This is a genomic window from Paenibacillus sp. FSL R7-0026 (assembly GCF_038004485.1).
In the GTDB taxonomy this organism is placed as follows: Bacteria; Bacillota; Bacilli; order Paenibacillales; family Paenibacillaceae; genus Paenibacillus; species Paenibacillus xylanexedens_A.
The window spans coordinates 3,215,781-3,227,052 of record NZ_JBBORG010000001.1; the positions used below are offsets into that span (position 1 = coordinate 3,215,781).

5 protein-coding genes are annotated in these 11,272 nt (G+C 46.7%); 3 read left to right on the plus strand and 2 right to left on the minus strand.

All coding sequences use genetic code 11. The features are described from left to right. Positions 1–26: 26 nt before the first annotated feature. A complete protein-coding gene (locus MKY44_RS14405) occupies positions 27–2,096 on the plus strand; it encodes a helix-turn-helix domain-containing protein (RefSeq protein WP_341007610.1) in 2,070 nt (689 codons plus the stop codon). Between the two features lie 23 nt (positions 2,097–2,119). Here MKY44_RS14405 and MKY44_RS14410 read toward each other — a convergent pair whose 3' ends face one another. Beyond that, positions 2,120–2,734, minus strand: coding sequence for a TetR/AcrR family transcriptional regulator (locus MKY44_RS14410; protein ID WP_047843147.1), 615 nt, complete (start codon positions 2,732–2,734; stop codon positions 2,120–2,122). Between the two features lie 176 nt (positions 2,735–2,910). On the opposite strand from MKY44_RS14410, the gene MKY44_RS14415 reads away from it, so the two are divergent. Continuing rightward, entirely contained in the window at positions 2,911–3,648 is a 738-nt protein-coding gene (locus tag MKY44_RS14415; protein WP_076210575.1) for an SDR family NAD(P)-dependent oxidoreductase, read from the plus strand. A gap of 131 nt (positions 3,649–3,779) precedes the next feature. Here the strand turns inward: MKY44_RS14415 and MKY44_RS14420 are convergent, their stop codons facing one another. Then, entirely contained in the window at positions 3,780–4,652 is an 873-nt protein-coding gene (locus tag MKY44_RS14420) for a helix-turn-helix transcriptional regulator (protein ID WP_074095228.1), read from the minus strand. Positions 4,653–4,860: 208 nt separating this feature from the next. Between MKY44_RS14420 and MKY44_RS14425 the strand changes: the two genes are divergently transcribed. After that, positions 4,861–11,247, plus strand: a complete 6,387-nt coding sequence (locus MKY44_RS14425) for a rhamnogalacturonan lyase family protein (protein ID WP_341007611.1) — start codon at positions 4,861–4,863, stop codon at positions 11,245–11,247. The last annotated feature ends 25 nt before the right edge of the window (positions 11,248–11,272 follow it).

Below are 11,272 nucleotides of genomic sequence, written 5' to 3' on the forward strand. Positions count from 1 at the left end.
ACCTACATTGACAGGGGGCGGCTTCGTTGAATGGAATCTTACATAAAATCCTGCAAGAACGCTTGGGAAACTGCGATTACGAGGTGTGGATCAGCAGCAACTGGGCGGATTGGATACTGATCGAAGCGATAGGCAGAAGAGAAAGTACACCGCCTTGTTTTGCGGAACAGCTTCCACTGCAACATCCCAAAGTAGAACGGGAGTCAGAAGAAAATATGTTAGTTTTTCTTCCATACAATAACAATATATGTGTGTCTATCCGGGTATTTAAGAACTGGGAGTTTTCTGCGGAAGATTTAGTTACACTGTCGTCTTTGCTTTACCCATACTATACGGAAGCTGTGGCAAGCAAGAATGAACGAGCCTTGAATGAAATAATGAACAGCATTAGGGATGTGACTCAACTTCTGGATCTGAACGAGTTGCTTGGACGGATTTTGGTAAGTGCACTATCGGTTATCCCTTATGAGTGCATAGGTGTGTTGTGGAGGTATGACCCTGCGATCGACGCGTTAACGGTCAAGGCAAGAGCAGGGGAGATGGGTGAAGGCATGCTGAGAATGAAGCTGAAACCAGGTGAAGGGATCATCGGAAACACCTTTAAGCGAGGTACACCAAAGCTCTACAACGGTTTATCAACAGTAGAAGACGACTTTGGCAATATGACATTGGACAACAAATATCATCTGAACTCAGCGTACAATTTTCAAAATATAGGTTCAATCATTTCGGTGCCTATCAAGGTAGAAGGCCAATCGGATTGTGTGTTAATCGTTTATCAAAAAGGGAGGGTCCCGCTATTCACGGAGTCGGATGTTAGGCTACTGCAAAGCTTTGCAGATCAGGTTTCGATTGCGATCACAAATGCCAAACTGTACGAGAATCTGAGCAAACAGAACGAGACACTCATGAAACGGGATGAGATTCACTCCTCGCTTATGCGGCTTTCGCTGCAAAATAAGGGCGCGGTATCTATTGTTAACGAACTGGCACGTGTTATTGGCGTATCGATGACCTTTGTGGATTTTATCGACAACGAATGGATTCCGAAACGCAGCAAAATCATGAATGGCTGGAATGCAGAAAGTCTTCGCAGCTTGTACGAATCCTTGCATCATCCGGATTATCTGACGTGTATCGAGGGAGTAGCCGACCGATCGTATCAATATCTATATCCGATTGCTTCAGCCAATCAGTGCCTTGGTTATCTCATTATCCAGATGAACACAAAGCTCGAACCATTGCAGTTGATTGCGCTGGAGCAGGGAAGCTCCATTTTGGCCCTGGAATTAATGCGCAAGCAGTCCCTGGCCGAATTTTATTTTAAGAAAACACAGCAATTTTTCAACGATTTGAGGCTCAGTCAGGATTCAGAGGATTATTGGCAGAAGTCCGGGGAGATCGGAATCGTTCCTTCAACCTCCATCGTGGTGGGACTGCTGGAGTTTGCGGAGTGGGTCAACCCTTCTACGCTTAGCGCGTTGTCTGTTCAATTGGTAGCGTATTTAAGAGAGAAAATGCCAGCAGGAGCGCTGCCCATTGCGTTTGGCAATGATAGACGAATTACAGTACTGCTTATGCTGAATGAGTCGCACAAGCCTGGCAAACTGGAACAACAGTTCAGCGCATTGCTGCCGGAGTGGGAACATCGTAATCATGTGAAATTGTTGGGGGGATTAAGTTCAGTGCGGTCTGGTGTCGATGCCATTAATACGGGATTCCAGGAAGCGGACAAGGCGCTTGCATACCAGAAGACAAGGGGAGAACAAGGGACGATCCGATATACGGATATTGGTGTTAACCGGTTGTTTATCCGGCAACCGGCTGAGGATTTGAATGCGTTTATGGCAGAGATATTTGAGCCGCTTCGGCCTGCCAAAGGGCAGACCGGCGGACTAGAGGAAACTCTCATGACGTATATGGCATGCGGAAGTTCTGCGGTCCAAGCTGCGGCAGCACTTCATATTCATATCAATACTTTGTATCAGCGTATTCATAAAATCGAAGAGATTCTGGGCATGTCCCTGAGTAATCAGGAGCATCTGCTCCATCTGCAACTGGCCTGTTATCTAAGGCAGACATATCGTTCATCGTGATGTTCAAATCAACTTACTTGAGATCAAGATTCAAACGTGTTACCGACATAATGAAAAGAGTGAATATGCGTTTTGGTAAGATCAATCACGTTTTTGATAAATGCCTCACGTGATTCACGATATCCGCTTAATATCCAATTGTTCAACAGTCCAAAAAAACCGTAGGCGGTATAGTACTTGAAATAATCCATATTGACTGGGGAGTTGTTGATCGTCTCAAAGACAAATTGCTCCTGATAGATTTTGAGTATGGTTTGTGGAAAGCCTGTATGTAGACCGGGTAACGTATCATCGTATTGAATCAGTTCGAAGAAGTCACGGTGTTCGTAGATATAATCCACGATTTGAAAAGATTCGGCATCCAGCTTGTTTGTTGAAACCTTTTGACCGTGCCAATAGGGTTTGCCTACTGCGCCCCTCAATCCTTCGAGTGTCATACTCAACAACTCTTCGGCGAGAATATACTTATCCTGGTAGTGTAAATAAAACGTGCTGCGATTATAACCCGCCTGATCAACGATGTCTTTGACAGAAACACCATGAAATCCTTTTTTCTTAATGAGCTGAATCAGAGCGGTTTTTAGGTGCTCCTTGGTTCGATTACGATGTTGAGATGTCACAATAAGTTCATTATTCATTCAAGAAAACTCCTATAAATATAGACATAGTTTTATAAAGTGTCTACGAGGTAGACACTTGGTCACATCTTAATGATTGGATTGTTACAATTTTAAGCATAGAATTAGTTTTGTAAACATCATATAGCACTATTTATATAGGCGCTATTCAAAATATTATACTGGGGGATTTATTCATGGGCAAACTTCAAGATAAAGTTGCAGTCATCACAGGAGGAGCATCCGGGATTGGTGCAGCGACAGCTCGCTTATTCGTTTCCGAAGGAGCTAAAGTGGTCTTGGTGGATCTGAATGAAGAAAAAGGCAAGGCGTTTGAGCAGGAACTGAAAGCGCTTAAAGCAGAGGCTCTCTTTATTAAAGCAAACATAACAAGTGAAGAAGAGGTTTCTGAGATTTTCAAACAAACCGTAGAAGCATTTGGTCAAGTGGATATCGTATTCAACAATGCGGGAATCGGACGTGTTCATCCGACGCATGAGCTTGATTATGCCGAATGGCGCAATACGGTCAATGTTGATCTGGACGGCGTATTCTTGGTTGCACGTGAATCGATTCGCGAAATGCTGAAAATTGGCGGAGGTACAATCGTCAACACGGCTTCCATGTACGGATGGGTTGGTTCGCCTGGTTCAGCAGCCTACAATGCAGCTAAAGGCGGCGTTGTAAACCTGACTCGTTCGCTCGCGCTCGAGTATGCTGAGCAGAATATTCGGGTGAACTCCCTTTGCCCAGGCTTTATCGATACACCGATTATCCCGGAAGAGAGCAAGCAAGCACTTTCTGCGGCAACACCGATGAAACGTCTGGGTCAAGCAGAAGAGATGGCGAAAGCCGTTCTGTTCCTAGCTAGTGACGATTCTTCATATATGACAGGAAACAGCTTGATCATAGACGGAGGATACACCGCTCAATAAGTGCATCAATTATCGAAGCACAAAAAAAGAACATAGTTCCATTAAAAGTCGCTATTCTAGCGGCTTTTTTTATTTTTATTGGTACAAGAGCAGTTCCCGAGCCAAGGACAACTAGCAAACAGCGAGTTTAGCTATTCATAATAGATGGCCTCGTAAGGAAACTCTAGCTTATTCATGCGATATTCTTTGGGAGACATGGACATATATTGACGAAAAACTTTGCCGAAATAGCTGGGACTCTCAAAGCCGCATTGTTGACCAATTTGGGAAATCGGAAGTTCCGTTGTACGTAGTAATCGTACTGCAACCTCAATGCGTCTGTCTTTGAGATAGGCTAGCGGTGATGTTTTCTCGGATTTCTGAAATAACCTGCACAAATAGTGTTTATTGATATCACAATGACTGGCCAGCAGATCCAGTGTCAAAGGGGAGGCATAATTCTCTCGAATAAACTTTTTACATTTCTCAATCGTTGTTATGGATAAGGCACCGATATCCTTCTCCGCATCCCGACTCGTCTGTACCAAGATAAGCAACCACCGATAGACTTGCATGGACAAGCGATACTTGTCCGTAACTTTCTCTTGATGAATCAAATGGATAATTTGCCATAACTCTTGAATCAAGGGAGAGTCCGCGTTTCGTCGAATGACATGTCCCTCATTATCATGGATCATATCCCAAATTCGGTTGGCTTCATCCCCGCGAATGTTGATCCATATAAATTCCCAGGGTTCGTTGTTCTCTTGTTTATAGTAATAGCAATGTTCTCCAGAGATTTTAACAAGTAGGGCATGTCCCTTTGGTAAAGGAATCGTTTGATTTTCAATATCCAGATAACCCTGACCATTAAGTGTGTATTGAAAAACGACGTGCCCCGGGTCCGGTCTATCATCACTTGGACAACGATATTCCTCGCTAGAAACGATCTGCCATCCAATAGAGTCCAGTGTCATGATTGATGTATCGTCATTACGAAAAGCATAAGAAACCGTATGAACCATCGTTTCATCTCCTTCCTAAAAAAGTCAATTATTTTATATAATACGTCACATTTTTTAGATTGTCTGTCTTTTTTTAGACCTGTAAGATAAATGTAAGCGGTAACATAAAGAGGAGGTGGCTGTAAATTGTGTTCATTTGACAACAAACAGGGCAGGATCGAACTGATGATTCTAAAAATGAATTCTTAGATAAGGAGGAGTTAATCGAATGATCCGAAGAACTGTTTCCATCCAGAAATCGATGTTTGTATCTTTTTTAGCACTCCTTATGGTTATTTCACTGGCTGTTCCTCCGGCACCGATGCGTGCAGAGTCATCATCAAACGGCCTGCCGGGTCGCCAAGCAGAATACCTGAAAAGGGGTTTGGTTGCGGTTCTTGTGGACAACGGCGTTTTTTTAAGCTGGAGGTATTTAAACAACGACCCAGATGATATCGCTTTCAATATATATAAAAATGGAACCAAAGTGAACGCATCACCCATAAGCGATGTGACGAACTATGTGGACACCACTGGTTTCGACAGCTCGCAATATCAGATCTCCACCGTTATTGCAGGCAAAGAGCAAATGCAACCGGAGGTTGTATCAGTCTGGCATAACGATTATTTGCCTATTCCGCTCGATAAACCGGCCGATGGCCGGACTAAGGATGGTGGAACCTACTCTTATTATGCAGGTGACGCGTCCGTAGCTGACTTGGACGGCGATGGCGAATATGAAATCGTCTTCCTGTGGAGTCCAAGCAATTCCAAGGACAATTCGCAGGCCGGTTATACGGGCAATGTCTATATCGATGCCATCAAACTGGATGGCACAAAGCTGTGGAGGATTGACCTGGGAGTCAATATCCGCGCCGGAGCGCATTATACGCAGTTAATGGTATATGACCTCGATGGCAACGGAAAGGCCGAGGTTGTTGTCAAGACGGCGGACGGCACGAAGGACGGCCAAGGCACGGTCATTGGTGACGGCACGAAAGATTATCGCAACGACGGCGGATACATACTGTCAGGGCCGGAATATCTCACACTGTTTAACGGTGAGACTGGCGCGGCTGTGTCTACTGTGAATTATGATCCACCAAGAGGCAACGTCAACGATTGGGGTGACGGCTATGGCAACCGTGTAGACCGGTTCCTTGGCGCCATCGCTTATCTGGACGGTACGAAGCCAAGTGTCGTGATGAGCCGGGGTTACTATACCCGCACTGTGCTTGTTGCTTATGATTATGTTGGCGGGGAACTCGTCAAGCGCTGGACGTTCGACACGAATGAAGCAGGATCACAATATCAATCACAGGGCAACCATAATCTAAGTGTGCTGGATGTCGACAAGGACGGCAAGGACGAAATTATGTTTGGCGCCTTGGCCATTGATGATGATGGCAGCTTGCTGTACAGCACTGGACTCGGCCACGGTGATGCCATGCATGCCGGCCAGCTCGATCCAAATCGAGAGGGGTACCAGGTCGTAAGCGTGCATGAGCATTCGGATGCGGCATACGGACTGGAGATGCGCAATGCGGCAACAGGCGAAATCCTCTGGGGTGAGAAAACAGGTTTTGACACCGGTCGCGGGATGTCGGCGGACATTGATCCGAACTATCCGGGTTACGAATCATGGGCCACGACCGTTACCAACGGGCAAAGTGTACCTGTAACCAATACCTATTCAGCAACAGGAGAGGCTATCTACACTGTGGAGGAAGGGCCCAAAACCGCCAATTTCGCCATCTGGTGGGATGGAGATCTTCAGCGGGAGCTGTTGGACCATGAGTGGGATAATAGCACAGCCAAAGGAATTCCGCTCATCTATAAGTGGGATTACCAAAACAAAAAGCTGAATGAAATCTTCCGGGCAACCGGTACGTTAACGAACAACCATACCAAAGGCAATCCGGCACTTCAGGCGGACATTCTGGGCGACTGGCGTGAGGAGCTTCTGCTGCGGAGCGAAGATAGTTCGGAGTATCGTCTCTACACAACGACCATTCCTTCAGACTATCGCATCCCTACGCTGATGCAGGATCCTGTGTATCGACTTGGCGTAGCCTGGCAAAATGTAGCCTACAACCAGCCGCCTCATACCGGCTTTTATCTTGGAGCGGAAGCTACAGCATTCCCTAAAGCCGACTTGGCGCTGACTCGCGAAGCTGAAATGCTGGAGCCGGTCTACCGTTTTAATTTCGGTACAGAGACTACGTCAGGAAGTACGAACATACAGGATACGCTCTACGCACAAGATCCGGGATACGGCTTCAAGGATACAAGGGATGTTACGGTAGGGGCAAACCAGGTTTCGGTTGCGACAGGTACGACATTTGCTGTTGACCTGCCCAATGCAAACTATAAGGTGACGCTGCGATTGGGCAATGATGCAAATGACTCGAACGTTGGAGTCAAATCTGAATTCGTCCAGAAGCTCGCCGTAACCAATGTGACAGCAGGGACACCATTGGAGTATTCCTATGATATTGCTGTGGTGGATGGACAGCTCGATCTTCTCTTCACGGGTACAGCCATAGACATCCAAGACGTCATCATCGAGAAATATCCAGAGAAAGTAGCCGGTGCGGCAACAACGATCTATATGGCCGGTGATTCAACCATGCAATCTTACAGTGAAATGCAGGCTCCTCAAGAAGGATGGGGACAACAGTTCGGACGCTATTTCTCCAATGGGGCAGTGATCGTGAACGATGCGATCGGCGGCCGAAGCAGCAAATCATTCATGGTAGACGGTCGTCTGGATACGATCCTGCAGCGAATTAAGCCGGGGGACTTCTTCTTCATTTCCTTTGGTCATAACGACGCTAGTGCAGGGATACCGGACCGGTATGCATCACCGGAGGATTATAAGGTCTACTTAACTCGTTATGTAAACGGTGCCAAACAGCGCGGCGCTACACCCGTATTGCTCACTCCGGTTGGACGCAGAGACTTCAATACGGTGACTCAGGAGTTCAACGTCAGCTTCCCGGCATATGTTCAGGCTGCCAAAGAAGTGGCTGAAGAGCTTGGCGTGCCGCTGATTGATCTGAGCAAGTTAAGTATTGCGTACTACGACAAAATTGGTAATACCGCTACGGAAAAAGTATTCCTATATGCTAATCCGGGTGAATATCCAAAATACCCGAATGGAATCAACGATAATACCCATTTCAGCAGCCATGGTGCACAGAAAATTGCCGGACTCGTTGCTGGTGCAGTCAAAGACATGGAGCTGAGCATTTCGTCGCTGGTTATCGATCCGGATATCACCGAGCCAGAACCAGAGCCGGAAACCCAGCTCTATGAGGAGGATTTTCAAGGCGACGCTGCGGGCTACCAGTATGCGATGGTCAATGCCACGGGTATTGCAGGAACCATGACAGGAACCGTTGTTGACCAGTCCGGAAATAAGGTATTGTCCGTCGCGGGTTCCGGATCGGGCAATCGGGCCAAGGTGTTCCGTCTGTTTGATGCCGTAAACGGCGATCAGGTGAACGTGAACTTTGACTGGCAATCCGGTAATGTGAGTGCCTATCCATCAGAAGGTCATCTCACGATCCAGGATTCGAACGAAAATGCCCTTTTCACGCTGTTTACGAAAACCGGAAGCACCAAAATTCATTATTTTGTCGGTGCATATAATCCGGACTACGGTACAGGGGATACGGCCATACCTGAAGGGGGAACAGCTACAGATATTTCCAAGAACCAGTGGGTCAATGTGGATGCTACCGTTAATTTTGCCGAGAAAACATTGGATCTGACATTAACGAACATAGCCGATCCGACAGTTACCCAAACGATTGCAGATATCTCGCTGAGTTCCGCCGCATATGCGGACAACGTCAGATCCATGCGGTTCTTGGGAACAAGAAAAGGCGGTGGAGGCACGTTGAACTGGACTACCCAGATCGATAACGTGCGGATTGAAGGCACTCAGCTCTCTTCGGAGAGTGGCGATCAGACGGCCTTAATCGCTCTGTACGATGAGATCAAAGCAATTGATCTGTCGGAATATACAGATGCATCGAAGGCCGTGGTGAACCGGGCTTTGGCAACTGCGGAAGCTATATTCAATACGGAAGCCACGCAGGCTAAAGTTGACCATACATTTAACATGTTAACTGTGGCGAAAGATTCATTGACAAGTGAACCAAGCGAAGAGATAAGTGAATACAAATTTGACTTTGGTTCTGGCAGCGCAGCCGACGGATACATCAAGGTAGATGCCAAAAGAGCGTACATTGAAGGCAATGGGTTCGGCTTTGCTGATACGGCGCTGACCAAAGATGAGAACCGGGAAACCGGAGATTTGCTCAAGGAAGATTTCACACGAGTAAACGGTACCTCTTTCCTGGCGGAAATGGAGCCGGCGAATTACCGGGTAACGATGACCATCGGGGATGCGGAGGAATCAACCAGCGCAAATGTCGTGGTAGAGCAGATGACAAAGCTACCGCTTACAAGCATTGCCAAGGGCGAATTCAAAGAAATCACGTATGACGTTGCCCTGATTGATGGGGTATTTAACTTCAACTTTACCGGAAATGCACCGAAGATCAATGCGCTGAAGCTGGAGCGACTGCCAGATCACAGTGCAAGTGATAAACCAGTTATTTATTTGGCCAGTGATTCCACGGTGGCCAATTACGCGGAAAACTATCGTCCGCAAGCAGGCTGGGGAGAAACATTGGGTGGATTTTTTGATCCAAATGAAGTCAGTATTGATAACCGGGCAGTTGGAGGCTTGAGCAGCAAGACCTTCCTGGTCGGTGGATATCTCAACGATATTTTACTCGACATTCAAGAAGGCGATTATCTGTTCATGCAGTGGTCTCATAACGATTCCACACCTTCACGTCCAGAGCGTTATCTTACACCAGAGCAATTTAAGGTATATCTCAAAGAATACATTAACGGCGCTCTGCAGAGAGGGGCAATTCCAGTTCTGGTCACGCCAGTGAATCGTCGTGATTTTACTGGAGAGGTGCTGAACAAGAGCTTCCCGGAATACGTAAAGGCGATGAAAGAAACAGCACAGGAAACCGACACGCTCATCATTGATCTGAACCAAGCCAGTTGGGAGCATTTCCAGGAGCTTGGCACAGAAGGAACCAAATCGATATTCATGTGGGTAGGTACAACCGAAGACAATACACATTTGCAAATGAACGGTGCAATCAAGGTGTCTGAACTGGTGGCACGACTTGTAAAGGAATTGAATATTCCGCTATCTGATTTTGTTACGTTGGAAGGAGAAACTCCGGAGCAGGAAGCCCCGCATACTACGGCAACTGTGGAAGGAGAATTGCAGAACGGCTGGTATACTTCTCCGGCACAAGTAACCTTCACAGCAAGCGATGAAGATTCCGAAATCGAAGGGACCTATTATCAAATCAATGGTGGCGAAACGGTGAGTGGCACACAGTTGACCCTAACTGAAGAAGGTACACATACCATCACCTACTGGAGTGTCGATGTTGACGGCAACAAAGAGAGTGAACAGTCTTTGTCCATATCGATTGATCTCGTACCTCCAACCATTGAAATTCATGGTCAAACCGAGTACACCATTGATCAGCATGTGGAAATTGGCTATACAGCCTCCGATTCGGTATCCGGTGTGGAAGAACCGGAGGGTGTGCTTCTCGACACTCCTGCGTATACACTGGAACCCGGCCTGAACCAGGTTACGGCAACCGTCTCCGATTTGGCTGGGTGGGAACAGACGGTAGAATATCGTTTTGGCGTTATTGCTACATTCGACAGCCTGATCAATCTGACCAATGCCTTTGCAGATGAATCGATCGATCCTAATGCTGGTGTTCTTGCTGATCAACTCACAAACACGTTACAGCAGGCCAAACAGGCAGCAAATGATCGTGAAGGAGCAAAAGCGCGTCAATTGCTTGCATCCTACGGTAATGACGTTCAAGCAGCTAGAGGAACCGTATTTACAAATGAGCAGGCAAGTGTTCTGATTAAGTGGGAGGAATGGCTACATCAGACAACGCCACTAGCAAATGGTGCCCCTGGCACTCCGGTGTTATCTGATAATAATGGTTACGACACGGGGCTCAAAGACGGAGACTATACAATCACTATGAATCTGTGGTGGGGGAATAATGGCAATCAGTTCAAACTGTATGAGAATGGTGAATTGATTAAGGAAATTTCTCTGGTCGATCAATCTCCATCCGCCCAATCTGTTCAAGTTGATATTACTGGAAAGAAAAATGGCACCTATATCTATACTGGAGAATTGATCAATGCACTGGGTTCAACCATGAGTGTTCCACTGACAGTCATCGTCACGGATGCTTCCCCGGGGCAAGCCGTTCTGTCGAACGACAACTGGGACGGTAACGGCAACTATAATGTCAACATGAATCTGTGGTGGGGAACAAACGCAACCGAATACGAACTTTACGAAAATGGTGTATTGATTGACACACAATCGCTGCAATCTCATTCGCCTGGTGCACAGTCTGCGGTTACCTCAATCTCTGGAAGGGTACCTGGAATCTACGAGTATGAAGCTGTACTTCGTAATTCTTCAGGGGAAACCAGATCACACAAATTAAATGTGACGGTGCGAGAGTAGACTGAAATGTTTGAGCATTCCATTA

What these genes read in the sequence shown, in the direction of transcription:
- MKY44_RS14410 (WP_047843147.1), bottom strand. Translation starts at nt 2,734, where the DNA reads ATGAATAATGAACTTATTGTGACATCTCAACATCGTAATCGAACCAAG.
- MKY44_RS14415 (WP_076210575.1), top strand. Translation starts at nt 2,911, where the DNA reads ATGGGCAAACTTCAAGATAAAGTTGCAGTCATCACAGGAGGAGCATCC.
- MKY44_RS14420 (WP_074095228.1), bottom strand. Translation starts at nt 4,652, where the DNA reads ATGGTTCATACGGTTTCTTATGCTTTTCGTAATGACGATACATCAATC.
- MKY44_RS14425 (WP_341007611.1), top strand. Translation starts at nt 4,861, where the DNA reads ATGATCCGAAGAACTGTTTCCATCCAGAAATCGATGTTTGTATCTTTT.